This is a genomic window from Spirillospora sp. CA-294931 (assembly GCF_050946795.1).
In the GTDB taxonomy this organism is placed as follows: domain Bacteria; phylum Actinomycetota; class Actinomycetes; order Streptosporangiales; family Streptosporangiaceae; genus Spirillospora.
This window is the reverse complement of the sequence record NZ_CP192006.1, coordinates 4,216,130-4,240,737: the sequence shown is the minus strand read 5'-3', so window position 1 is coordinate 4,240,737 and position 24,608 is coordinate 4,216,130. Positions and strand designations below refer to the sequence as shown.

Sequence of the window (24,608 nt, the reverse complement as noted above, 5' to 3'; positions counted from 1 at the left end):
GGCGTCGGACCCCGGCTGGCGCTCACCAGGGAACCGTATCCCAGCGGCGTCAGCCGGCCGTCCCGTGCCGGTGGAAGGCCCGGTGGTCGGCGGGCAGCGGCGCGTTCCCGAGGATAAGGTCGGCGGCCTTCTCGGCGACCATCATCACCGGCGCGTAGATGTTGCCGTTGGGGATGTAGGGCATGACCGAGGCGTCCACCACCCGGAGGCCGTCCACGCCATGGACGCCCATCGTGCGGGGGTCGACCACCGCCATCTCGTCCACGCCCATCCGGGCGGTGCAGGACGGGTGCAGCGCGGTCTCGGCGTCGGCGGCCACCCAGTCGAGGATCTGCTCGTCGGTCGCGACCGACGGCCCCGGGGAGATCTCGCCGCCGTTGAAGGCGTCCATGGCGGGCTGGGCGAGGATGTCGCGCGCGACCCGCACGGCCTCGACCCACTCGCGCCGGTCCTGGTCGGTCGACAGGTAGTTGAACCGCAGCGCCGGATGCTCGCGCGGATCGGTGGACCTGATCTTCACGCTGCCGCGCGCGTCGGAGTACATCGGCCCGACGTGCACCTGGTAGCCGTGCCCGGCCTCGGGGGCGGTGCCGTCGTAGCGGACCGCGATCGGCAGGAAGTGGAACATCAGGTTGGGGTAGGCGACCTCGTCGTTGCTCCGCGCGAAGCCGCCGCCCTCGAAGTGGTTGCTGGCGCCCGGCCCGGACCGCAGGAACAGCCACCGCGCGCCGATCAGCGGGTACCGCCACAGCTGCCGCATCACCGGGTTCAGCGAGACCGGCTGCCTGCTGGCGTGCTGGACGTAGACCTCCAGGTGGTCCTGAAGGTTCTCCCCCACCCCGGGAAGGTGCTGGACGACCTCGATGCCGAGCGCGCGCAGCTCGTCGGCGTCGCCGATGCCGGAGAGCTGGAGCAGCTGGGGCGTGTTGATCGCGCCCCCGCACAGGATGACCTCGCCCGCGCGCACACGCAGCGGCGTCCGGCTCCGGCCTCGGGTGAACTCCACGCCGACGGCTCGCCCGCCCCGCATGATGACCTTGGTGACCATCGCGCGTGTGGCGACCGTCAGGTTGGGACGCGAGCGCATCACCGGGTGCAGGTAGGCGCGGGCGGCGCTCAGCCTCCGACCGCGATGGACGTTGCGGTCGAAGGGGGCGAACCCCTCCTGGCGGTAGCCGTTCACGTCGTCGGTGAGCGGGTACCCGGCCTCCTTGGCCGCCGCGAAGAACGCCCCGAACAGCGGGTTCACCGCGGGCCCGCGCTCCAGCACCAGCGGGCCGTCATGGCCGCGGAAGCCCGTCCCGGGGTCGGCGAGGCAGTCCTCCATGCGCCGGAAGTACGGCAGGCAGTGCGCGTAGTCCCAGGACTCCATGCCGGGGTCGGCGGCCCAGCGCTCGAAGTCCATCGGGTTGCCGCGCTGGAAGATCATGCCGTTGATGCTGCTGGACCCGCCGAGCACCTTCCCCCGCGCGTGGTAGACGCGCCGCCCGTTCATGTGCGGCTCGGGCTCGGACTCGTACTTCCAGTCGTAGAAGCGGTTGCCGATCGGGAACGGCAGCGCCGCCGGCATGTGGACGAACACGTCCCACGAGTAGTCGGGCCGCCCCGCCTCCAGCACGAGAACCCGGTTGCCGGGATCGGCGCTGAGCCGGTTGGCCAGCGCGCAGCCCGCCGACCCGCCGCCGACGATGACCTGGTCGTAACTGCCAGAACTCATGGAACTCCAGATGTCGATCAACGCACCGCTGGATATCAGTCTGGCGAATCCCAGGTCAATCGGGCGCCAAGCCTTCTCAGCGGTACGTTCACGCGTCCGGGTCTCACGAGTGCCGCCCGGGCGCCGTTCCCGGGCGGCGGATCAGGCGAGGATCTTGGAGAGGAACTGGCCGGTGTGGCTGGCCTCCACCTTCGCCACGGCCTCGGGGGTGCCGGTCGCCACCACGGCGCCGCCCCGGGAGCCGCCCTCGGGGCCCATGTCGATGATCCAGTCGGCGGTCTTGACGACGTCGAGGTTGTGCTCGATGACGATGACCGTGTTGCCCTTGTCGACCAGGCCGTTCAGGACGCCGAGCAGCTTGCGGATGTCTTCGAAGTGCAGGCCGGTGGTGGGCTCGTCCAGGACGTAGATGGTGCGTCCGGTGGAGCGCTTCTGGAGTTCGGAGGCCAGCTTGACCCGCTGGGCCTCGCCGCCGGACAGGGTGGGGGCGGGCTGGCCGAGCCGGACGTAGCCGAGGCCGACCTCGTTGAGCGTGTGCAGGTGGCGGTGGATCGCCTTGATCGGCTCGAAGAAGACCGTGGCCTCCTCGATCGGCATGTCGAGGACCTCGGAGATCGTCTTGCCCTTGTAGTGCACTTCCAGCGTCTCGCGGTTGTAGCGGGCGCCGTGGCAGACCTCGCACGGGACGTAGACGTCCGGCAGGAAGTTCATCTCGATCTTGATGGTGCCGTCGCCCGAGCAGTTCTCGCAGCGGCCGCCCTTGACGTTGAAGGAGAAGCGGCCCGGCTGGTAGCCGCGCACCTTGGCCTCGGTGGTCTGCGCGAACAGCTTGCGGATGTGGTCGAAGACGCCGGTGTAGGTCGCCGGGTTGGACCGGGGCGTGCGGCCGATCGGCGACTGGTCGACATGCACGACCTTGTCGAGCTGGTCGACGCCGGTCACCCGCCGGTGCTTGCCCGGCACCGTGCGGGCGCCGTGCAGCTGCTTGGCCAGCGAGTTGTAGAGGATGTCGTTGACCAGCGTGGACTTGCCCGAGCCCGAGACGCCGGTGACCGCGGTGAACACACCGAGCGGGAACGTCACGTCGACGTTCTGGAGGTTGTTCTGCTGGGCGCCCTTGACCGCGATGTCGCGCCCCTTCTGGCGGGGGCGGCGGATCGGCGGGACGGCGATCTCGCGCCGCCCCGACAGGTAGGCGCCGGTCAGCGACTTCTCGGAGGTCATCAGGTCGTCGAGCGTGCCGGACACGACGATCTCGCCGCCGTGCTCGCCCGCGCGGGGGCCGATGTCGACGATCCAGTCGGCGGCCTGGATGGTGTCCTCGTCGTGCTCGACGACGATGAGCGTGTTGCCCATGTCGCGCAGCCGGATCAGTGTGTCGAGCAGCCGGTGGTTGTCGCGCTGGTGCAGGCCGATCGACGGCTCGTCCAGCACGTACAGCACGCCGACCAGCCCCGAGCCGATCTGGGTGGCCAGCCGGATGCGCTGGGCCTCGCCGCCGGCGAGCGTCGCCGAGGCGCGGTCGAGCGTGAGGTAGTCGAGGCCGACGTCGAGCAGGAAGCCGAGCCGGGCGTTGATCTCCTTCAGGACGCGCTCGGCGATATGGGTCTCGCGCTCGTCCAGCTCCATGGCCAGCAGGAACTTGGCGCATTCGCCGATGGGCATGGCGGCGATCTCGGCGATGGAGCGCCCGCCCATGGTGACCGCGAGGATGACCGGCTTGAGCCGGGCCCCGTCGCAGGTCGGGCAGGGGATCTCGCGCATGTAGCCCTCGAACTTCTCCCGGGTGGAGTCGCTCTCGGATTCGGAGTGCCGCCGCTGGATGTAGGGGATGACGCCTTCGTAGGCGGTGTAGTACGAGCGGGTGCGGCCGTACCGGTTCTTGTACCGGACGTGCACCTGGGTCTCGTGGCCGTTGAGGATCGCCTTGCGGGCCTTGGCGGGAAGCTTCTCCCACGGAGTGTTCAGGTCGAAGCCCATGGCGTCGCCCAGGGCCGACAGCAGGCGCAGGAAGTAGTCGCTCACATGGCCGTTGGACCAGGGCTGGATGGCGCCCTCGCCGAGCGTCATCCCGACGTCGGGGACGACCAGCTCGGAGTCGACCTCCATCCGCGTGCCCAGGCCGGTGCAGTCGGGGCAGGCGCCGTACGGGGAGTTGAACGAGAACGAGCGGGGCTCCAGCTCCTCGAACGACAGGTCGTCGTAGGGGCAGTAGAGGTGCTCGGAGTACATGCGGGTGCGGTGCTCGTCGCCCTCGTCGAGGTCGACGAAGTCGAGCACGATGGTGCCGCCCGCCAGGCCCAGCGCGGTCTCGACCGAGTCGGCCAGCCGCTGGCGCGCGGAGTCTTTGACGGCCAGGCGGTCGACCACCACGGAGATGTCGTGCTTCTCCTGCTTCTTGAGCTTGGGCGGCTCGTCGAGCCTGACCGTCTGCCCGTCGACCAGCGCCCGGGAGTAGCCCTTGGACTGGAGTTCGCGGAACAGCTCGAGGTACTCGCCCTTGCGGCCGCGGATCACCGGTGCGAGCACCTGGAACCGGGTGCCCTCCTGGAGTTCCAGGACCCGGTCGACGATCTGCTGCGGCGCCTGGCGGCTGATCGGGCGGCCGCACTCGGGGCAGTGCGGGTGCCCGATGCGCGCGTACAGCAGGCGCAGGTAGTCGTAGACCTCGGTGATGGTGCCGACGGTCGAGCGGGGGTTCTTGCTGGTCGACTTCTGGTCGATGGAGACCGCCGGGGACAGGCCCTCGATGAAGTCGACGTCGGGCTTGTCCATCTGGCCGAGGAACTGCCGGGCGTAGGCCGACAGGGACTCCACGTAGCGCCGCTGGCCCTCGGCGAAGATCGTGTCGAACGCCAGACTCGACTTGCCGGAGCCGGACAGCCCGGTGAACACGATCATGGCGTCCCGCGGCAGGTCGAGCGAGACGTCCTTCAGGTTGTGCTCGCGTGCTCCTCGCACGATGAGTCGATCATGCACGGCGTTCTACCGGTTCCTCTTCTGGGCGCGGTGAGTGGAGACAGTTCAGGATTCAGGCTAGCCAGGGGGCCGGACACTATCCCCCGAGTTCACAACAGCGAGCCCGCCGGTCGCATTTCACCGGGGCCTCACGCGCCCCCAAACCGTACACGTGTTCGAACGGGTCCCGCCACAGAACCCGCCGGGTCACGCAGGGGGTCGGGTTCGAGAATATGCGAGCCCGAGCGGTCCTGGGGCGTGTCCGGCGGACCCGCGGGGCCCGAGCGCTCCTAGCCGCGCGCCAGCGCCTCCAGGGCCTCGACCGACCGGAGCGTCATGCCCTTGCGGGTCAGGGTGACCTCGTCCAGCCCGGCGAGGATCTGGGCGACCTTGCGGCGTCCCATGCCCGCCCAGCGGGCCAGGTCCTGCTGCGAGACCGGGACGTCGACCCGGATGCCGCCGTCGCCGTCGGGGGCGCCGAAGCGCTCGGCGAGCCGGAGCAGGCGCCCGGCCAGGCGGCGCTCGGGGACGTCGGGGAAGTGCGCGACGCGGAGCTCGTCGGCGTCCCTGAGACGCTCGGCCAGCACGGCGGCGACCGCCCAGACCGCGGCCGGGTGCTCCTCCAGGACGCTCCGGAACAGCGGCGCGGGCAGGACGAGGGCCCGCACCGGCGTCATGGCCTGGACGTAGGCCTGCCGGGGGCCGCCGTCGGCCGCCTCCAGCTCCCCCACGATGTCACCGGGGCCGAGGACGTCCAGGATCGCGATCTCGCCGTCGCCGTCCGCCCAGACCTTGGCCGCGCCCTCGTGGATCACGAAGACCTGGGGCGAGCGGGTGTGCTGGCGCACCAGGAACGCGGACGGCTTGATCAGCACGCCGGTGCCCGCCTCGGTCAGCGCCCGCCGGGCGCGTCCGGGCACGCCGTCCCAGAACCTGCTGCCGCCCATATCGTCCTCCGACCCCATGGAACCCCGGCGGAGCGGCCGCGGACCGCGTACAACGACACACCCGATCTTGCAGGATCATTCGGCGGACGGCTCGTCCTCCCCCTCCGAAGCGAGCCATTTGTCGATGCCGTGGATCCTGCGCTCGCAGTCGTCGGCGGCGTCCCGGTCGTCCAGGGCCAGGCACGAGTCGCGCAGGTGGACCAGGGCGGCGCGGTGCCCCCGGTGGTCGTCCATGTCGCGGCGGATGACCATCTCGGCGAGGAAGTGGTCGACGGCTTGGGCGTGGCGGCCGAGCAGCTGGCAGGCGCGGGCCATGATGTGCAGCGCGTACGCCTGTTCCCGGGTGTCGCCCAGTTCGGACGCCAGCTCCTGCGCGCGCCCGCCCGTCTCCAGGGCCTCGTCGGCGCGGCCGAGCTCCAGGTAGATCGCGGCCAGGTGGACCAGGGCGGTGCCCTCGCTGTGCCGGTCGCCGACCTCGCCCAGGATGCGCAGCGCGTCCAGCTCGACCTTGAGCGCCTCGTCCGGGCGGCCGGTGCGCCGCAGGACGGCGGCGAAGGTGTCCATGCCGACGCCCATGCCGTACCAGTCGCCGGCGTTGCGGCGGATGTCCAGCGCCTGCTTGGCGGCGTGCTCGGCCTGCTCGTTGAGCCCGAGGTGCAGGTAGGTGCGGGCGAGGCTGCCCAGGGTTCCGGCCAGGCCGTCCTGGGCGCCCTGCCGGTGGTAGAGGTCGAGCGCCTCCAGGCCGAGGACGAACGCCTCCTGGAGCCGTTCCAGCCGCCGCATCACCATCGACAGATGCTCCAGGTCGTGCGCCTCGCCGTACTGATCGCCGATCTCGCGGCGGATCTCCAGGGCCCGGACGAGGTGCTCGCGCGCCTCGGGGTAGCGTCCGAGCCGCCAGTGGACGACGCCGATCTGCGAGACCGTCTCGGCCTCCCCGTGACGGTCGCCGATCTCCCGGTGCAGGCGGAGGGCCTGCCCGCAGTAGGTGAACGACTCGGCGAAGCGGGTGGCGTCGCACATCAGCATCCCGAGCGTGGTGAGCGCGCGCGCCTCGCCGTGCCGGGCGCCGATGGCCCGGTAGGTGCGCAGGGCCTGCTCCGCGTCCTTCTGGGCCAGGTCGCGCAGCCCGAGGGAGGCGTTCATGCGGGCCAGCTCGGTCAGCGCCTGCGCGGCGCCGTGCCGGTCGGCGAGGTCCTGACGCAGGTAGAGGGCCTCCAGCGCGTGCGAGATGGCCTCGTGGACGTCGCCGCGGCGGCGGTGGACCTGCGCCAGCGTCAGCAGCGACTCGGCCGTGCCCGGCAGGTCGCCCGCGCCGCGGCGGATGTCGAGGGCCCGCACCGCGTATTCGAGCGCGGTGTCGTAGTCGGACAGCGTCAGATAGGTGCGGGCGAGCGTCTCGTGGGCCTTGGCGACGCCGTCGTCGTTCCCGAGGGCGCGGTGGATCGCCAGCGACCGCTGGGCGTGCTTGATCGCCGTCGGGTACCGGCCGACGACGAAGTGGACGTCGGCGAGCGTGGCCAGCGCGACGGCCTCGCCGAACCGGTCGGGCGGGTCGACCGAGCGGAACGCGCGCCGCGCGTCCTCGCCGTACCCGATGGCCTGGACGGGACGGCCCAGGTCGAAGTGCACGACGGCCAAGTTGTGCAGCATGACGGCCGTGGCCTGCCAGTCCTCCTCGGTGCGGGCGGCGCGCAGCCCGGCCTGGTGGACGGCGATGTTGTCCTCGCTGTAGCGGCGGAACTCCTGGAAGTCGAAGAGAGCGTCGGCCAGCTCCCAGCAGGTCCGGTGCAGGCCCAGCCGGGCGGCCTGGTGGACGGCCGCGACCAGGTTGCGCCGCTCGGCCTCGAACCAGGCCAGGGCGTCGCCGCGTCCCGCCGGGGCCGCCGGGACCTCGAAACCGCCCAGCGACGGGCGACGGTGCCGGCCCAGCGACTGCCCGGCCTCGTGGGTCTCGGCCAGGTAACCGGCCAGGAGGCGGAGCTGGGCCGCGAGCCGGTCGTTGTCGGCGTCCTCCCGCAGGCCCCGGTCGCGCGCGAGGTCTCTGAGCAGGTCGTGCATCCGGTAGCGTCCGGGCGCCACGTCCTGGACGAGGTATGCCTGCCGCAGACCCTCCAGGTACTCCCTGGCCTCGTCCACCGGGCGGTCCATCAGCGCCGCCAGCGCCATCGGCGTGAAGTCGGGCCCGGCGATCAGCCCGAGCCTGCGGACGGCGGCCCGCTGGACGGGTCGCAGCCCTCGATAGGCCACCTCGAAGGTGGGCCCGAGCATCGTGTGGAGACCCGGGGGCGCGTTGCGGTCCTCCAGCTCGCGCACCGTCTCGGCGATGGGCTCGTCGGGACTGTCGGCGAGCTTGCCCGCCATGACGGCCAGGGCCAGCGGCAGGAAGCCGCACTCGCGGGCGAGCCGGGCGATGGCCTTGGTTTCCTCGCGTACCCGGGGGTCGGACGGGCCGAGCACGGCCGCGATGAGGTCGACCGATTCCTGGATCGCCATCTCCCGCAGTTCCAGCGTGCGGATGTCGGCGCCCGCCATGAGGTCCGGGAGGCGGCGCTGGGTGGTGACCACCACGAGCCCGGCGTCCAGAGCCCGCAGAAGGGGGCGGATCTGCTTGGCGTCGGAGGCGTTGTCGAGGATCAGCAGCATCCGGCGGTGCGCCAGGAGCGTGCGGCACTGGGCGGCGAGCTCGTCCTCGGTGCGGGGCAGCTGGTCGCCCGGGACGCCGACGCCGCGCAGCACCTGGCCCATGGCCTCGGCCGCCGTGACCGGGCTGCGGGTCGTGCCGCGCAGGTCGGCGAAGATGACGCCGTCCGCGAACCGCTCCACCACCCGGTGCGCCCAGTGCAGCGCGAGCGAGGTCTTGCCGACGCCCGCCATGCCCTGGATGACCACGGCCCGGGGCGGCTCCGCGTGCGACACGAGCATGTCGAGCTTGCCCAGGCTCACGTCGCGTCCGGTGAAGAACGGCTTGGCGGCGGGCAGGCGCAGGACCGGCCTGGCCTCCAGCCGCACCGGCGCGCGGGACGCGATGCCGCCGTCCACCGATACCGGGAGCCGCTCCGCCTCGGACCACTCGTCGCCCCAGGGACTCGCGGCCCGGCGCAGGGCGCCGGGGTCGAGGATGAGCAGCGGCCTGGCCCGGGGGCCGAGGATGCCCTTGGACCGCCACTGCCGGAACCACCGCACCAGGGTCTCGCGCGAGATCCCGGCCCAGTTGGCCAGCTCGGCCTGGCTGAGCTTGAGGGGGACCTGGACTCCCTGGCCCGCCGGTTCCCCGAACCGGTGCGCGAGCTCCAGGAGGTGGTAGGCGAGCCGCTGGGGGTGTTCGGCGGCACGGACGGCATGACGCCGTCCCCCGTATGCCGCGCTCTCCGCCACCGTGTGCATGGTCGCCTCGGCCACCTGCGGGTTGGCGGCCAGCAGGCTGCCGAATTTACGCCGGTCGATCCGCAGCGCCGCCAGGTGGTCGAGCGAGGCCACCGTGCCGCGCTGCGGATGCCCCCAAGGCGCCAGCGCCCCGACCAGGTCCCCCGCCCCGAACAGATCGATGATGGACTCGTCGCCCTCGCTGGAGTCGACGAACTCCTTGGCCACCGCGTTGGTCGTGGTGCTCGCCCTCGCCTTGAACACCACGAACACGCCCGGCGCGGTGACGCCCTGATGGCAGAGCATCCCGCCCGGAGGGATCTGCGTGCGCCGTCCCATCGCGCGCAGCGCCTGCCGGTCCGTCTCGGCCAGCAGCTCCCAGAAGCTGCCGGGCCGCACATCATGGTCGATCACGTGCGGGACCTCCTCACCTCCGATCATGGATCACATCGGAGGCTCGTTCTGTCCGGCACGGCACTTCTCGTCTGCGTCTGGTGACTCATTCCCGCGCGTCCCTCCCCCTCCCCGATCACGCGCCGTCGATGGTGGAAGATGGCAGCACGACACCCACGGGAGGACGCATGAGCTACACGGGGATCGTCGAGGTGGGCGGTGCGCCCGACGTGCGGGAGCTGCCCGGCCTCACGATCACGAAGGTCGCGGTCGGGCCCTACGACAACAACGCCTACCTGCTGCGCTGCACCACCACCGGCGACCAGCTGCTCATCGACGCCGCCAACGAGGCGCCCCGCCTCCTGGAGCTGATCGGCGACGGGCCCCTCAGCCGCGTCGTCACCACCCACCGCCACCAGGACCACTGGATGGGGCTGAGCGACATCGTCCGCGCCACCGGCGCCCCGGTGGTGGCCCACCCCTTCGACGCCGAGGCGCTGCCCGAGCCGGTCGCGCACCCCGTCGACAACGGCGACACCGTCTCCGTCGGCCGGGTGACGCTGGAGGTCGTCCACCTGCGTGGTCACACGCCCGGGTCGATCGCCCTCCTGTACGAAGCCGAGGACCGGGCCCACCTGTTCACCGGTGACAGCCTCTTCCCGGGGGGCGTGGGGAACACCTGGGGCGACCCGACCCGGTTCAAGCAGCTGCTGGCGGACGTCGAGGAGCGCGTGTTCGACCGCCTCGCCGACAACACCTGGTTCTACCCGGGCCATGGGAAGGACTCGACGCTGGGCCGCGAACGTCCCAGCCTCCCCGAATGGCGCGAGCGCGGCTGGTAGCCGGTTTGGGACGGAAGTCACCGGACACCATCGGGGCATGACCGACGGTTACGTGCGACTCAGGGCCATCACGGTCGACTGCCGCGACCCCGAACGGCTGGGCGCGTTCTGGAGCGCGGTGCTCGGGCGGCCGATCACGTCCAGGACGGGCCCCTACGTATGGCTGGACGCCCCCGGCGACGGCGTGGAGCTGGGCTTCCAGAAGGTGGAGGAGCCGACGCCGGGCAAGACCCGGGCGCACCTGGACCTCATGGCCGCCGACCCGCTCGCCGAGCAGCGGCGCATCGAGTCCCTGGGCGGGCGCCGCCTGCCGGAGTACGACGGCGGGGGCTTCCTGGTGATGGCCGACCCCGAGGGCAACGAGTTCTGCGTCCTGCCCGAGGGTCCCGCCGGGCTCGACGGCGAGGGCAACGCGCACTATCTGCCCGGCGCCCTTTCATGATCTTCTCTTGGGCGGGTACGGCACCCGGGAGGACGGCGTGGGCCCGTCCCGCCGGAGGACGAGATGAGGCTGCGGCGCAGTGACGTCGAGGCGCCCGGTATCCGGCGCCGCCGATGCGGGCGCGGGTTCCGTTACTTCGGGCCGGACGGCGGCCCCGTAAGCGAGGACGACCGGGCGCGCATCCGCGAGCTGGTGATCCCGCCCGCCTGGCGCGAGGTGTGGATCTGCCCGTGGCCCGACGGCCACATCCAGGCGGTCGGGCTCGACGCGGCCGGACGGCGGCAGTACCGCTACCACGACGAGTGGCGCAGGCGCCGCGACGCCGACAAGCACGACCGCATCCTGACGTTCGCGCGGGAGCTGCCGCGGATCCGCGCGACGCTGGCCGAGCACCTGTCGGGCCGCGGCCTCACCCGCGAGCGGGTGCTCGCCGCCGCCGTCCGGCTCATCGACCTGGGGTTCTTCAGGTCCGGTGGCCGCGAGTACGCCGAGGAGAACGGCACCTACGGGCTCTCGACCCTGCTGCGCGAGCACGTGCGCTGCTCGCGGAACCTGGTCACGTTCGAGTACCTGGCCAAGGGCGCCAAGGAGCGCGAGCTGGCGGTGCGGGAGGAGAGCGTCTGCGCGGTCGTGCGCGGGCTGAAGCGGCGCCCGGGCGGCGGCGAGCGGCTGCTGGCGCACCGGGCGGGCCGCGACTGGCGGGACGTCCAGGCCGAGGACATCAACGCCTACCTCCAGGAGATCTCCGGGGGCGAGTTCACCGCCAAGGACTTCCGCACCTGGCACGCGACGGTGCTCGCGGCCGTCGGCCTGGCCGTGTCGTCCCGGGCGCCGGAGTCCGAGACGGGACGGCGGGCGGCGGTGCGGCGGGTCGTCCGCGAGGTCGCCGACTACCTCGGCAACACGCCGGAGGTGGCGCGGGCCAGCTACATCGACCCGCGCGTGATCGAGGCGTTCGAGCGCGGCGAGACCATCGCCCGCGACCTCCCGAGCCTCGGTGAGGAGGCCGGATACGGGGAGCTGGCGACACAGGGGGCCGTCGAGAGCGCCGTGTGCCGCCTCATCCGCCGGATCGAGGACCGGGGCTAGGGCTGCTCAGGGCTGGTCGTCCAGGGTCCGCAGCAGGATCTCGGCCTGGGACGCGACCGTGGGGTGCTCGAAGACCAGGGTGAGCGGGAGGTCCACGCCGAGGTCGCGGCGCAGCCGGGTCACCACCCGGGTGGCCAGGATCGAGTGGCCTCCGAGGGCGAAGAAGTCCTGGTGCGCCCCGACCTTGTCCAGCCCCAGGATCTCCTGCCAGACCTGGGCGACCAGGAGCTCGGCCTCGGTGACCGGCGGGCTGTCGTCCTCGGCCGGCCCCGCGGCGGGCACCGGGTCCGGCAGGCGCCGCCGGTCGATCTTGCCGGAGGCGGTCAGCGGGATCGCGTCCAGCACGGCGAAGGCGGCCGGGACCATGTACGCGGGCAGCTGCTCACCGAGGAACGCCCGTATCCCCGCGACGTCCGGGGCCTCGCCGGGGCGGGCGGGGGTGAGGTACGCGGCGAGCCGCGTGTCGTCGGGCGTGACCTCCCACTTGACGACGACGGCCTCCTCCACGTCCGGGTGGGTCCGCAGCAGGATCTCGATCTCGGCGGGCTCGACGCGGATGCCGCGGATCTTGACCTGGTGGTCGGCGCGGCCCAGGAACATCACGCCGCCGTCCGGGCGGCGGTAGCCGAGATCGCCGGTCCGGTAGAGGCGGTCACCGTTCCCGAACGGGTCGGGGCCGAAGGCCGCAGCGGTGGCGGCGGGGGCCCGCCAGTAGCCGCGGGCCAGGCCGATGCCCGCGATGTACAGCTCGCCGACGGTGCCGTCGGGCACCGGCCGCATGTCGCCGTCCAGCACGTGCACCCGCGTGCCGGTCATCGGCTTGCCGACGGGCACATCGTCGTCGGTGGCGACGTCGTCCCGGGTGCAGACGTGGGCGACGGAGTCGATCGAGACCTCGGTCGCCCCCCACTGGTTGACCAGCCTGCAGCCGCCAGGGGCGAGGCGGTCGAGGAAGGCGCGGACGAGGTCGAGGCGCAGCGTCTCGCCGCTGGACACGACGTGACGCAGGTTCCGCAGGCCCTTGACGTCCTCGTCGGTCAGCTCGTCGAGGAAACCGGCCAGGACGGTCGGGACGAAGTGCAGCACCGCCACGCCGTGCTCGATGGCGGCGTCGAGGATCGAGCGCGGGTCGCGGTGCTGGTCGGGCGGGAGCAGCACCACGACGCCGCCGACGATCAGCGGCCAGAAGAGCTCGACCGCGGAGTCGTCGAAGCTGAGCACCGTCTTGTGCAGGACGCCCTCCCCGGGGCGCAGGTCGTAGTACTCCTGCATCCAGCACATGCGGTTCACCCATCCGCGATGGGTCGAGGCGACTCCCTTGGGGGCGCCGGTGGAGCCGGAGGTGTAGTAGATCGAGATCAGGTTCTCGGGATGGACCCGCGCGGTTGGGGGTGTCTCGGGCGTCTCGGGCACCGGGAGGCCGACGGCCGCACCGGCCTCGTCGACGGCGACAACCGTCGCGTCCAGGACGTCGAGGTCCGCGTGGCGGCCAGCGGCCGCGACGACGACCGGGGCGGCCGCCTCGTCCATGATCTGCTTCGCGCGGGAGACGGGAACGTCGGGATCGAGCGGCACGTACGCTCCCCCGGCCTTCAGCACCGCCAGCAGCGCGACCACGGTCGCCGTCGACCGCTCCAGCCACACGCCGACCGGCACGTCGGGGCCGGCGCCGTGCCGGGCCAGGACGGCGGCCAGCCGGGTGGCGCGCCCGTCCAGGTCCGCGTAGGTCACCGACGACGTGCCGGAGACGACGGCGACGTCCTCGGGCGTCAGGCGCGCCTGGTCTTCGAACAGCTCGTGCAGGCACCGTCCGGCGGGGAACCGGGGTCCGGTCTCGTTCATGGCCGCCGTCGTCGTCATCCGCATGGCCTCCCTCGTCGATCAGATCGTCCGATGACCGCGCTATGAGCCGTGCTCGGCCATGCGCCTGCGGAGGCTGAGGGGCCGCATGTCGACCCAGATCTCGTCAATGTGCCTCAGGCATTCGTCCTTGGGCCCCTTGGCGCCTTCTTCGGACCAGCCGGGCGGCAGTTCCTTGTCGGCGGGCCAGATCGAATACTGTTCCTCATGGTTGACCACGACTTTGTAGTCGCGTTCCCGTTCCTCGGACATTTTCCGAACTCCCTGGGATTGTCCTCGTCGATCACACAGAGTTGATATCCGGCCTATCGGCGGTCTTTCGCCCGGCTATCGGCCGGACGCGATGTGCGCGCAGTTCCTCGTAGTACGGCAGGGCGCGCCGCAGATAGCCGCTGAGGACCGGCGAGGCCGTGACGGCCGGATAGGCCTTGGCCCGGGCCACGCCGAACCCGCTGCTGGCGCTGACGTCCTGATGCCACTTGCGCGTGAGCAGCCATTCCTTGCGCACCCCGGGGCGCCACGCGAGCGCGTCCGCGTGGAACGGGATGCGCATCCGCGCGCAGTAGGCGCGGACCACGCCCTCCGGGTCGGCCATGAGGTCCTCGGCGTCGATGACGACGGGGGTCTCTCCCGTATGGCTCCGCACCAGCGCGAAGAGCTCGTGGAGGGCCTCGAAGCCGATCTGGTCGTACCGGATGGAGGGGTTGAGCGCGTGGCAGGAGGCGATCGTCTCGCGCGGGTGCCGGATCAGGAACGCATGGGCGGCGTGGCGGGCGAGGAAGTCCTCGTCGGCGAGGACCTCGGGGTAGCGGTTCTCCGTGGTGTCCTTGGCGAAGACCACCGACGACCGGCTCAGCTCGCGCAGTGCGGCCAGCACCGCCGGTTCGCTCTGGACGAGGTCTCCCCCGACATCGGCGACGCCGAAGTCGGCCAGGCAGGAGAAGGGCTCGAAGACCGTGGCCAGGTCGCCCCGCTCGCACATCATCCGGAAGATCGCGGTGGAACGCGCGCGGGGCACGCTCCACAACATCAGAATGCGGGGACCTTCTCCGGAAGTCACGGCGCCCTCCCCTTTCTCCGGGTCACCGGTCTTCGTCCAAAATGGCCCGCACGACTTCCAACACGTGATCCACGTCCTGGTCGTCGACGCCGCGATGGGTGACCAGTCGAATCCGGCCGTGCCCCAGCTCCGCCATCCTGACGCCGCGCGCCGCCGCGGCGGACAGGAACGCCTCATTGCCCATGAGCTCCTGGGCGACGCGGATATAGACCATGTTCGTCTCGGGCTTTTCCGGCGCGACCGAGATGCCGGGGATCTCCGCGAGGCCCTCCGCCAGCCGCCGGGCGTTGTGGTGGTCGTCCGCGAGCCGGTCGACCTCGTCCAGCGCGACCAGGCCCGCCGCCGCCAGGACGCCCGCCTGCCGCATTCCCCCGCCGAGCATCTTGCGGACCCGCCGCACCCCGGAGACGACGGCGCGGTCGCCGACGAGCATCGAACCGACCGGCGCGGCCAGCCCCTTCGACAGGCAGAATTGCACCGAGTCGGCAACCGCGGCCAGCTCGGCCGCCGTCGTCCCGGCGGCCAGCGCCGCGTTGAAGATCCGGGCACCGTCCAGATGGACGGCGACGCCGTGCTCGCGGGCCAGCGACGCGGCCTCGGCCAGATGGGACGGCGGGAGCACGCGCCCCCCGCAGCGGTTCTGCGGGTTCTCCAGGCACAGCAGGGCCGGGAGCGCGAACTGGGGATCGTCGGGATCGGAACGCAGGACCTCCTCGACGGCGCCGAGGTCCATGGTTCCGTCCGGCCGGTTCGGCACGGGGTGGTAGACCACGCCGCCGCAGACGCCGGCGCCGCCCGCCTCATAGACGTAGATGTCGGACTCCTCGCCGACGATCACCTTGGACCCGCGCGCGCAGTGGGTCATGATCGCCGACAGGTTGGCCATCGTGCCGCTGGGCAGGAAGCACCCGGCCTCCTTGCCCAGGAGTTCGGCGCTCCTGGTCTCCAGCCGGGCGACGGTCGGGTCCTCGCCGTAGACGTCGTCGCCGAGGTCCGCCCGGACCATGGCGTCCAGCATCCGGGGCGTCGGCAGCGTGAAGGTGTCGCTGCGCAGCTCGACGACGCGTCGGCGGGGGTCAGAGAGGTTCATGCGTTGTCCTCCGGGTCCGGTCGGTCTCGACGGCGGCGGGGACGACGGGCACGTCGTCCAGCCCGAGTTCGGCCAGGAGATCGGCCACCAGGTCGATGCCTCGGTCGCTGTTGGCCAGGAGCACGAGTCCCTGGGCGGACTTCACTCCGGTGGCGGTGAAGCAGTGGTATCCGGCGGCGTTGCCGATGTGCCCGAACCACGTGTCGCCCGCCATGGGACGGACCACGGTGCCCAGTCCGTAGGCCGGGGACGTCCCGGTCGTGGTCAGCAGTTCGGTCGCGTGGGCGTGGTCGAGCACGACGGACCCCGTCCCGTCGAGGGCGCGCTGGAGGTCGCCCGCCAGCCGCGCCAGGTCGACGGCCGTGGTCCACAGGCCGAAGCACGCCAGTTCGGGGTAGACCCTCCAGGAGCCCTCGATGAGCGCGTCGGACCGATCGTGGCCGACCGCGATCCGCCGCTCGCGGGGCGCGGTGAACGCGGGCCCGTATCCGCTGTCGACCAGGTCGAGCGGTTCGAAGACGAGTTCGCGGACCAGGTCGGCGAAGGGCCGTCCGGTCAGGTCCTCCAGGACGAGCTGGAGCAGCACGTAGTTGCCGTTGGAGTACCGGTGAACGGTGCCCGCGGGGGCATCGGCACGGACGGGAAGGTTGGTGGCGGGCCCTTGCCCGTTGGCCGTTTCGGCGATCCCGGGCAGCGGGCCCCCGCGCGGGTATCCGGACAGCGTCGTCGCGGCCAGGCCGGAGGTGTGGGAGAGCAGGCTCCGCACGGTCAGCGGCCCGTGCCGGTCCCCTTCGGGCGGCGTCCAGCGGCGCAGGTGGCGTTCGACGTCCTCGTCGAGGTCGAGGACGCCGTCGGCGGCCAGGCGCAGCGCCGCCACGGCCGCGACATGCTTGCTGACCGAGCCCGCCTGGAAGATCGTGTCCGGGCGCACCGGGGTCCCGGCGGCGGGCACGGCCGGCCCCTCGCCCCAGACGGCGGTCACCTCGCCGTCCGCGACCAGGGCGACGCTCACCCCGGGCACCCCGTGCCGGTGCTGACGCAACCGCAGCGCGGGCGTGCGGGGGAACAGCCGGTCGAAGGGCCGGGAGCCCGATGCGGACGGGACGGCGTGCCGGGAACGATCGATCGCCTCAAGGAGGAAGGTGACGAACGAGTCGGCGATGCCCTCGACGGTCTGGCGCCGATGCCGTTTGGCCGAGTACCTCCATTCCAGGTGCAGGCGGCCGTCGAGCACCGAGGCGTCCAGATCGAGCAGATGGGCGCGCTCCAGCTCGGGATGGCGCAGGGCGCCGGGAACCGTCGGGAGGACCGTGAAGGGCCTGTCACCTTCGCCCTGCCGTGGACCGCGATAGGCGAGCCTGACGGGCGCGGCGGGGTGCTCGGGCGGTCGCGGGTGCAGGTACCGGGCGATGCCGTAGCCGATCCCGTGGTGTGGGTCGGCCCGCAGGTGCTCGCGCACGACCGTGAGGCATCGATCGAGGTCCGCCGGGGCGTCGAGTTCCAGCAGCAGGGGCTGACGGCTGGTGAACCAGCCGACGGTGCGGCCGAGGTCGACATCGTCGAAGAGCGGCTCGCGCCCGTGCCGTTCGAGGTCGAGGTGCACGGCGGGCAGCTCGGCGCGCACGGCCAGCGCGCGGGCCAGCGCGGTCACCAGCGCCTCGGTGGCGGACTCGCCGTCGGTCGCGGCGCGCAGGAACGCGTCGGTGTCGGCGGTGCCGAGGGCGCGGGTCACGGTCACGGCGGAGCCGTGTGTGTTGGCGCCGAGGTCGTGGTCCACGGGCAACGGGACGGGTGCGGACGGCATCGTCCGCCAGTACGGGGCCCCCAGGTCCTCGCTCGCCGCGAACCGGGTCAGCCGGTCGGCCCAGGCCCGGTAGGACGTCGTCTTCGCGGGCAGCGCGACCGGGTCTCCGGCGGCGAACTGCCCGTAGGCCGTGGCCAGGTCGTCGAGGAGGACCGGCCAGGAGGCGGCGTCCACCGCGAGGTGATGGACGGAAAGGATCAGTTCGTCGGGGTGACCGTCTCCGCCGCGGACGAGCACGGCGCGCACTATCGGCCCGTCGCGCAGGTCGAGGTCGTGGTGGGCCATGCCCGCCGCGTCGTCCAGCGCGGCCGTCCGTTCCGCCCCGTCCAGATCGCGCACGTCGACGACCTGGAGCAGCTCGGCGGGCTCGGTCTCGGCGATGTGCTGCCGCCACGTGCCGTCGGACGTTTGCCGCAGCCGGGACCTCAGCGCGTCGTGGTGGGCGACGAGGGCCCGGAGGGCCTCGGCGAGCGCGGGGGCGTCCGGGGGTTCGTGCCACCGGAGCCGGGCCGCCTGGTTGTAGTGGTCGTGGGGCCCGACGAGCCGGACGAACGCGTGCTGGATCGGACCGAGCGGTACGGGGCCGGTGGGCGCCTCGCGCTCGGCGGGGACGTCCACGGGCTCGGCCGCCGCGTCGATCGCGGCCGCCAGCTCGGCGATGTTCGGCTTCTCGTACATGAGCCGGGGCGTGATGGCCAGCCCGGCCTTGCGCGCGGCGTTGGCCGCGTGGATGGACAGGATCGAGTCGCCGCCGAGCGAGAAGAAGCTCCTGCGGATCCCGACCTCGTCCAGGCCCAGGTACCGGGACCAGATTCCGGCCAGGACGCGTTCGGTGTCGGTGCGGGGCGGTTCGTCGGTGCCCGGGAGGCCGGGGTCCTGGGAGCCGGGCTCCGGGAGGGCGGCCCGGTCGACCTTGCCGTTGCCGTTCAGCGGCAGGGCGTCGAGGATCACGAACCGCGCGGGCACCATGTAGTCCGGGAGGCTCCGGCGGAGGTGGTCGCGCAGATCGTCCGGCGCGGTCTCCGGCGCGGCGACATGGGCCACCAGCCGGGCGTGGCCGTGGGCGTCGCGCCAGGCCGACGCCACCGCGGCCGACACCTCGGGGTGCTCCACCAGCCGCGCCTCGATCTCCTCCAGCTCGATCCGCTGGCCATGGATCTTGACCTGGTGGTCGTTGCGCCCGAGGTAGACCAGCGTGCCGTCGGTGCCCTGACGGACCAGGTCGCCGGTCCGGTAGAGCCGTTCGCCGTGGCGGAACGGGTCGGGGACGAACCGTTCGGCGGTCAGCCCGGGCCGTCCGGCATAGCCTCGGGTGAGCCCGGCACCGCCGATGAACAGCTCGCCCACGACCCCCGGCGGCGTCAGCTGGAGATCCTCGTCGAGGACGTGGACGCGCTCGTTGTCGATGGGACGGCCGATGGGGACCGTCGGGGTGTCCACCGCGCCGGGCAGCACCCGCTGGGCGGTCGAGTAGAGCGAGGTCTCGGCCGGGCCGTACATGTTCCACAGCTCCGGCACGCGCTCGCCGAGCCGGGCCGCGAGCTCGGGCACCAGGGCCTCGCCGATCGTCAGGGCCCGCAGTTCGCCGCCCGCCCAGCCCGCGTCCACCAGCACCCGCCAGGTCGCGGGTGTGGCCCACATGAGCGTGAAGGGGTGGCGCTCGGCGATCCGGGCGAGGGCCTGGGCGTCCCGGCACGCGTCGTCGTCGACGACCGCGACCGTCGCCCCGCAGGTCAGCGGGATCAGCAGCTCGGCCACGGCGACGTCGAACGCGATCGTCATGGCGGCGCCGACCACGTCCCCCGGCCCGATCCGGCATCGCCCGACCAGGTCGGCGGCCGTGCTGACCAGGCCGCGGTGGGGCACCATCACCGCCTTCGGCCGTCCCGTCGACCCCGAGGTGAAGATGCAGACCGCCAGGTTGTCCGGCACCGCTCGCGGCGCCGGAGCGCTCGCGTCGGCGTCGCGCCACGCGGCTCCGTCCCGGTCCACCACCACGGTGGGCACGTCGGCTCCGGCGGGCAGGCGCCCGGCCCAGGCGCGATCGGTGAGCACGCAGGAGGCGCCGCTGTCGTCCAGCATGAACGCCACGCGCTCGGACGGGTGGCGGGTGTCGATGGGGACGTAGGCGCCGCCCGCCTTGAGGACCGCGAGCAACGCCACCACCAGGTGCTCGGAGCGGCCCATCATCACCGCGGCCACCCGCTCCGGGCCGAAGCCGAGCGAGCGCAGATGGCCCGCCAGGCGGTCGGCCTCGGCGTTCAGTTCGCGGTAATCGAGCGTCCTGTCCCCGAAGACCACGGCGGCCGCGTCGGGCCGCCGCCGTGCCTGTGCCTCGATCAGCTCGTGCAGGCACAGCTCGCCGTCCGGCAGCGGCTTCCCGGTGTCGTTGAGCTCGTGGACGAGCCGCCGCCGTTCCGCTCCGGTGACGATGCTCAGCTCGGAGAGGTGACGTCCCGGGTCGTCCACGAACTGCTGGAGCACGTGCCGGTAGGCGTCGGCCATGGCCGCGGCCACGTCCGGGTCGAAGAGCTCGACGACGTAGGAGAGGGCGCCGTCGATGGCGTCGCCCCGGTCGGACATGCTCAGCTCGAGGTCGAACCGGACCGACGACTTGCCCACCGGCAGCAGTTCGACCTCGACGCCCGGCAGGTCGAGCGCGGCGTCGGCGTCGGCGCGCATCCCTTCGTCGCGCATCGTGAAGAACAGCTGGAACAGCGGGTTGCGGCCGACCTCGCGCTCGGGCCGCAGCTCCCGCACGATGCGCTCGAAGGGCACCTCCTGGTGGCTGAAAGCCCCCAGCACCGTGGTCCGCACCCGGTCGAGCAGCTCGGTCACCGCGGGGTCGCCCGACAGGTCGGCGCGAAGGACGAGGGGATGCGCGAAGAAGCCGATCAGTGACTCGATCTCGGGACGGCCCCGGCCCGCCACCACCGACCCGAGCATGATGTCGCGGCTGCCGGAGTACCGGCGGAGCAGAACGTCGAACGCGGCCAGCAGGACCACGTACAGGGTCACGCCGTTGTCCTCGGCCAGGCGGCGCAGGTCGCCGGACAGCTCGTCCGGCAGCGTGAAGTCGATGCGCTCGCCGTGTCCCGACACCTCGGGCGGGCGCGGGCCGCCGCTGGACAGCTCGGTGGCGGTGGCACCGGCGAGCCGCTCGCGCCAGTAGGCCAGCATCGGCTCCAGCCGCTGATCGGTCAGCCACTCCCGCTGCCACCAGGCGAAGTCGCGGTACTGCACGGCGAGCGGTTCCAGGTCGGGCCGGCCCCCCGCGCGCAGCGCGGCGTACGCGGCCGACAGCTCCTTCCAGAGCAGGCCGATCGACCAGGCGTCAGTAGCGATGTGGTGGATGACGATCGCCAGCACGTGGTCGTCGGCCGCGATCCGGATCAGATGGGCCCTGATGAACGGGCCCAAGGAGAGGTCGAACGGCGCCGTGACCAGCTCGTCCGCGAGGGCGAGGGCGCGCTCCGGCGCGGCCTCGGGGCCCAGGTCGGACAGGTCGGTGAAGTCCGTGGCGAACGCCTCCGCGGGCAGGGGCGCGAGCCGGGCGGCCTCGCCCTCCATCCGGATGTGCGAGCGCAGCACCTGGTGGCGCTCGACGATCAGGGCCAGCGCGTCCGTCAGCGCGGCGCGGTCGAGGTGGCCGCGCAGCCGGACGACCTCGGGCAGGTTGTACTCGCTGCGCCCGGGGCTCACCTGGTCGATGAACCAGAGCTGCTCCTGCGTGAACGACAGCGGCGCCGTCTCGCCGGGACGCGGACGGATACCGGACGCCGCCTCGTCGCCGGTGTCGCTCAGGGCCGCCGCCATCCGCCTGATGGTGGGGTTCTCGAAGAGCAGGCTCAGCGGGATCTCGGGGTCGAGCACGCGGCGCAGGCGCGCGATGACCTTGGTGGCCAGGAGCGAGTGGCCGCCGATCTTGAAGAAGTTGTCGTTCACGTCGAGGTCCGGGCGGCCCAGGACGTCGGCCCAGATCATGGCGATCAGGGCCTCGGTGTCGTTGCCGGCCCCGCCGGCCGTGCGGGGTTCGGCGGGCCGTGGTTCGGGCGCGGGCAGCCGCTTGCGGTCGGCCTTGCCGCTCGGCGTCCTGGGCACGGCCTCGATCGGGACGAACGCGGCAGGCACCATGTAGGCGGGGAACCGGGCGCTGAGAAAGCCGGTCAGGTCGTCCCCTCCGGGTACCGCCGCTGCCGAGGGGACGACATAGGCGGCCAGGCGGACGTCCCCGGGAGCCGGTTCCCACTTGACGACCAGGGCGTCGGACACCGCCGGGTGCCCGCGCAGCACATGTTCGATCTCCCCCGGCTCGATCCGGATTCCCCGGATCTTGACCTGGTCGTCGGAACGGCCCAGGCACAGGAGCTGCCCGTCGGCGCGCCGCACGCCCCGGTCGCCGGTGCGGTAGAGACGGTCACCGGTGCCGAAGGGGCTGGGGACGAACGCCTCCGCCGTGCGCGCCGGGTCGGCCCAGTAGCCCCGGGCCAGGCCGATGCCGCTGAGGTACAGGTCGCCGGGCACCCCGACGTCGGCGGGCTCCAGATCCTGGTCCAGGACGAACACCTGGTTGTTGAGCAGCGCGCGGCCCACCGGCACCGACGGGGCGTCCCCGTCCTCCGGCACGCAGCGGTACTCGGTCGAGTCGATGGAGACCTCCGTGGCCCCCCACTGGTTGTGCAGGCCGCAGCCGGTTCCCAGCCGTTCGTGGAACCTCTTCACCAGGTCCGGCCGCAGCGGCTCGCCGCTGGAGACGACGACCCGCAGGTCGGCGAGCGCCGCCCGGTCCTCCGGGCCGATCTCGTCGAGGAACAGCCCGAGCATGCTCGGGACGAACTGCAGAACCGCGACGCGCCGCGCCTTCGCCGCCCGCAGGATCGCCCGCGGATCGCGATGCAGACCGGGCGCGAGCACGACGACCTGGCCGCCGGCCATCAGCGGCCAGAACACCTCGACCGCGGAGTCGTCGAAGCTCAGCACGGTCTTGTGCAGCACCCGCTCGCCCGGCCGGAGCCCGTAGCGGTCCTGCATCCACCGCATCCGGTTGACCCAGCCCTCGTGGGAGCTGGCGACGCCCTTCGGGGCGCCGGTCGTCCCGGAGGTGTAGTAGATGGACACGAGGTTCTTCGGCGTCGTCCCCGCCTCGGGCGCCGTGGCCTCGGCCTCGGCGCAGCGGCGCAGGAACGCCTCGTCGACCTCGACCACGCCGGTCGCCGCGAGGGTCGGCCGGGCGCCCCACCCCGGCTGGCACAGCAGCACCCGCGCCCCCACCGCGTCCATCAGCGCGTTGACGCGGGCCTCGGGAACGTCCGGGTCGATCGGGACGTACGCGCCACCGGCGCGGGCGATCCCCAGCAGCGCGACCACGACCTCGGCGGACCGCTCCATCCAGACGCCCACCGGCACGTCCGGCCCGACGCCCTGGCGGCGCAGCGACGCGGCCAGCCCCGCCGACAGCCGGTCCAGTTCGGCGTAGCTCAGCGTCCGGCCGTCCGCCGTCACGGCCACGGCCTCCGGCGACCGCCGCGCCTGCTCCACCACCAGCTCGTGCAGGCAGCGATCGACGGCCGGGCCCTGGTCCTCGGCGTCCGGCGCCGGCCGTTCCGCTCGGTCGGCGCGGGCCAGTTCGGACAGCCGGAGCCCGGGGTCGGCCGACGCGCGCTCAAGCAGCCGGACGTAGTGGTCCAGCAGGCCCGCGATCGTCTCGCGCTCGAAGAGGTCCGTGGCGAACTGCGCCTGCGCCGACAGGCCGCGGCGTGACCGGGTGAACTCCACCCGCAGGTCGAGCCCGGCCGGACCGATGTCGGAGGGGACGTGCTCGACGGCGATCCCGTCCATGTGGAGATCGCTGATCTCGTCGTCGTTGAGGGCCAGCTCGATCTGGAACAGGGGGTCGCGGCTCAGGTCGCGCTCGATCTGGAACTCGGCGAGGAGGTCCTCGAACGGCAGTTCCTGGTGCGCGTAGGCGCCCAGTGTCGTCCCGCGCACCCGAGTGAGCAGCTCGGCGAACGTGGGGTCGCCGGACAGATCGGTGCGGAGCACCAGGGCGTTGATGAAGAAGCCGACCAGGTTCTCGACCTCGGGCCGGGTGCGCCCGGCGGTCGGGGTGCCGACCACGATGTCGTCGCGGCCGGTGTGGCGCCGCAGGACCGCCTGGAACGCGGCCAGCAGCACCATGAACACGGTGGCCCGCTGTTCCTGGGCGGTCCGCTCGATCGCGGCGGTCAGCTCCGGGGACAGGTCCACCTTGATCGAGTCGCCCTGGCCGGAGAGCACCCGGGGACGCGGCCGGTCGCCCTCCAGCTCGGTGGGTGTCGCCCCGGCGAGCGTCTCGCGCCAGTAGTCCAGCAGCGGCGCCATCCGCTCCTCGTCGAGCCGGCCGCGCTGCCACCACGCGAAGTCGCGGTACCGCACCGGCAGCGGCGCGAGGTCCGGTGCCCGTCCCTTGACGAAGGCCGTGTACGCCTCGCCCAGCTCCTCGGACAGGACCCGCATCGACCAGCCGTCCGTGGCGATGTGATGGATCCCGATCGCCAGCACGTGCTCGTCGGGTGCCGTCCGCACCAGGAGGACCCGCAGGATCGGACCGCGGGCCAGGTCGATCGGCCGCAGCACGGCCGCGCGGGCCGTGGCCGCCGCCTCCTCCTCGCGCTCGGCGGGGGTCCCGCGCGATCCCAGCTCGACGACCTCGAACGCGAACGGCGCGCCCTCCAGCACGACCGGGCGCGGCGTCCCGTCGTGCTCCTCGAAGACGGTGCGCAGGACCTCGTGCCGCTCGACGAGGAAGGCGAAGCTCCGCCGCAGGGCCCGGTGGTCGAGCGTGCCCCGCAGCCGGACGATGAGCCGGGAGACGCGGTTGGTCCGCCCTCGGTGCAGGTGGTCGAGCACCCACATGCGCTCCTGCGCGTACGAAGCGACGGTCGCGGGCGCCCGCTCGATCCGGTCGGCGTCGTGGTCGGCCCGCCCGAGGCGAGCGCGAGCCCGCCGGATCCGTTCGGCGGCACTGCTCATCGTATCGGCCCTTCCGTAATCGGCTCGGC

12 protein-coding genes are annotated in these 24,608 nt (G+C 72.5%); 3 read left to right on the top strand and 9 right to left on the bottom strand.

The window, feature by feature from the left end:
• Positions 1 to 49 precede the first annotated feature (49 nt).
• The 4 genes from betA to ACQPY4_RS18800 form a co-directional block, all read right to left on the bottom strand.
• Positions 50 to 1,717, bottom strand: coding sequence for a choline dehydrogenase (betA, locus tag ACQPY4_RS18815; protein ID WP_433338073.1), 1,668 nt, complete (start codon positions 1,715 to 1,717; stop codon positions 50 to 52).
• A 141-nt stretch (positions 1,718 to 1,858) separates the two neighbouring features.
• Positions 1,859 to 4,696, bottom strand: coding sequence for an excinuclease ABC subunit UvrA (uvrA, locus tag ACQPY4_RS18810; RefSeq protein ID WP_433338071.1), 2,838 nt, complete (start codon positions 4,694 to 4,696; stop codon positions 1,859 to 1,861).
• 269 nt (positions 4,697 to 4,965) lie between these two features.
• Complete coding sequence (locus ACQPY4_RS18805; RefSeq protein WP_433338069.1) at positions 4,966 to 5,622, bottom strand: Crp/Fnr family transcriptional regulator; 657 nt, start codon at positions 5,620 to 5,622, stop codon at positions 4,966 to 4,968.
• Between the two features lie 75 nt (positions 5,623 to 5,697).
• Positions 5,698 to 9,429, bottom strand: a complete 3,732-nt coding sequence (locus tag ACQPY4_RS18800) for a tetratricopeptide repeat protein (RefSeq protein WP_433338067.1) — start codon at positions 9,427 to 9,429, stop codon at positions 5,698 to 5,700.
• Between the two features lie 140 nt (positions 9,430 to 9,569).
• Here ACQPY4_RS18800 and ACQPY4_RS18795 point away from each other — a divergent pair, with 140 nt between their 5' ends.
• The 3 genes from ACQPY4_RS18795 (at position 9,570) to ACQPY4_RS18785 (ending at position 11,754) form a co-directional block, all read left to right on the top strand.
• Entirely contained in the window at positions 9,570 to 10,223 is a 654-nt protein-coding gene (locus ACQPY4_RS18795) for an MBL fold metallo-hydrolase (RefSeq protein WP_433338065.1), read from the top strand.
• A 37-nt stretch (positions 10,224 to 10,260) separates the two neighbouring features.
• On the top strand, positions 10,261 to 10,665 hold the full coding sequence (locus ACQPY4_RS18790) for a VOC family protein (RefSeq protein ID WP_433338063.1): 405 nt from the start codon (positions 10,261 to 10,263) through the stop codon (positions 10,663 to 10,665).
• A 63-nt stretch (positions 10,666 to 10,728) separates the two neighbouring features.
• A complete protein-coding gene (locus ACQPY4_RS18785; RefSeq protein ID WP_433338061.1) occupies positions 10,729 to 11,754 on the top strand; it encodes a DNA topoisomerase IB in 1,026 nt (341 codons plus the stop codon).
• Positions 11,755 to 11,760: 6 nt separating this feature from the next.
• On the opposite strand, the gene ACQPY4_RS18780 is transcribed toward ACQPY4_RS18785, so the two are convergent.
• The 5 genes from ACQPY4_RS18780 to ACQPY4_RS18760 all read right to left on the bottom strand — a co-directional run bounded on the left by ACQPY4_RS18780 (position 11,761) and on the right by ACQPY4_RS18760 (position 24,579).
• Positions 11,761 to 13,614 (bottom strand): non-ribosomal peptide synthetase, encoded by a 1,854-nt coding sequence (locus ACQPY4_RS18780; RefSeq protein ID WP_433338059.1) that lies wholly within the window; start codon positions 13,612 to 13,614, stop codon positions 11,761 to 11,763.
• A 42-nt stretch (positions 13,615 to 13,656) separates the two neighbouring features.
• The gene (locus ACQPY4_RS18775; RefSeq protein WP_433338057.1) at positions 13,657 to 13,866 is read right to left on the bottom strand and encodes an MbtH family protein; all 210 of its coding nucleotides are present in this window, start codon (positions 13,864 to 13,866) and stop codon (positions 13,657 to 13,659) included.
• 31 nt (positions 13,867 to 13,897) lie between these two features.
• Positions 13,898 to 14,632 carry a sulfotransferase family protein gene (locus ACQPY4_RS18770; RefSeq protein WP_433338055.1) on the bottom strand — a complete coding sequence of 245 codons (735 nt, stop codon included), beginning with the start codon at positions 14,630 to 14,632 and terminating at the stop codon, positions 13,898 to 13,900.
• Between the two features lie 64 nt (positions 14,633 to 14,696).
• Positions 14,697 to 15,764: a low-specificity L-threonine aldolase gene (ltaE, locus tag ACQPY4_RS18765; protein WP_433338053.1), complete on the bottom strand. Its 1,068-nt coding sequence runs from the start codon at positions 15,762 to 15,764 to the stop codon at positions 14,697 to 14,699.
• On the bottom strand, positions 15,751 to 24,579 hold the full coding sequence (locus tag ACQPY4_RS18760) for an amino acid adenylation domain-containing protein (RefSeq protein WP_433338051.1): 8,829 nt from the start codon (positions 24,577 to 24,579) through the stop codon (positions 15,751 to 15,753). The genes ltaE and ACQPY4_RS18760 overlap by 14 nt, the downstream gene beginning before the upstream one ends.
• Positions 24,580 to 24,608: the final 29 nt, after the last annotated feature.

Coding starts and splice junctions, on each gene's coding strand:
- ACQPY4_RS18760 (WP_433338051.1), bottom strand. CDS start 24,579: ATGAGCAGTGCCGCCGAACGGATCCGGCGGGCTCGCGCTCGCCTCGGG.
- ltaE (WP_433338053.1), bottom strand. CDS start 15,764: ATGAACCTCTCTGACCCCCGCCGACGCGTCGTCGAGCTGCGCAGCGAC.
- ACQPY4_RS18795 (WP_433338065.1), top strand. CDS start 9,570: ATGAGCTACACGGGGATCGTCGAGGTGGGCGGTGCGCCCGACGTGCGG.
- ACQPY4_RS18775 (WP_433338057.1), bottom strand. CDS start 13,866: ATGTCCGAGGAACGGGAACGCGACTACAAAGTCGTGGTCAACCATGAG.
- ACQPY4_RS18790 (WP_433338063.1), top strand. CDS start 10,261: ATGACCGACGGTTACGTGCGACTCAGGGCCATCACGGTCGACTGCCGC.
- ACQPY4_RS18785 (WP_433338061.1), top strand. CDS start 10,729: ATGAGGCTGCGGCGCAGTGACGTCGAGGCGCCCGGTATCCGGCGCCGC.
- ACQPY4_RS18800 (WP_433338067.1), bottom strand. CDS start 9,429: ATGATCGGAGGTGAGGAGGTCCCGCACGTGATCGACCATGATGTGCGG.
- ACQPY4_RS18780 (WP_433338059.1), bottom strand. CDS start 13,614: ATGACGACGACGGCGGCCATGAACGAGACCGGACCCCGGTTCCCCGCC.
- betA (WP_433338073.1), bottom strand. CDS start 1,717: ATGAGTTCTGGCAGTTACGACCAGGTCATCGTCGGCGGCGGGTCGGCG.
- ACQPY4_RS18805 (WP_433338069.1), bottom strand. CDS start 5,622: ATGGGCGGCAGCAGGTTCTGGGACGGCGTGCCCGGACGCGCCCGGCGG.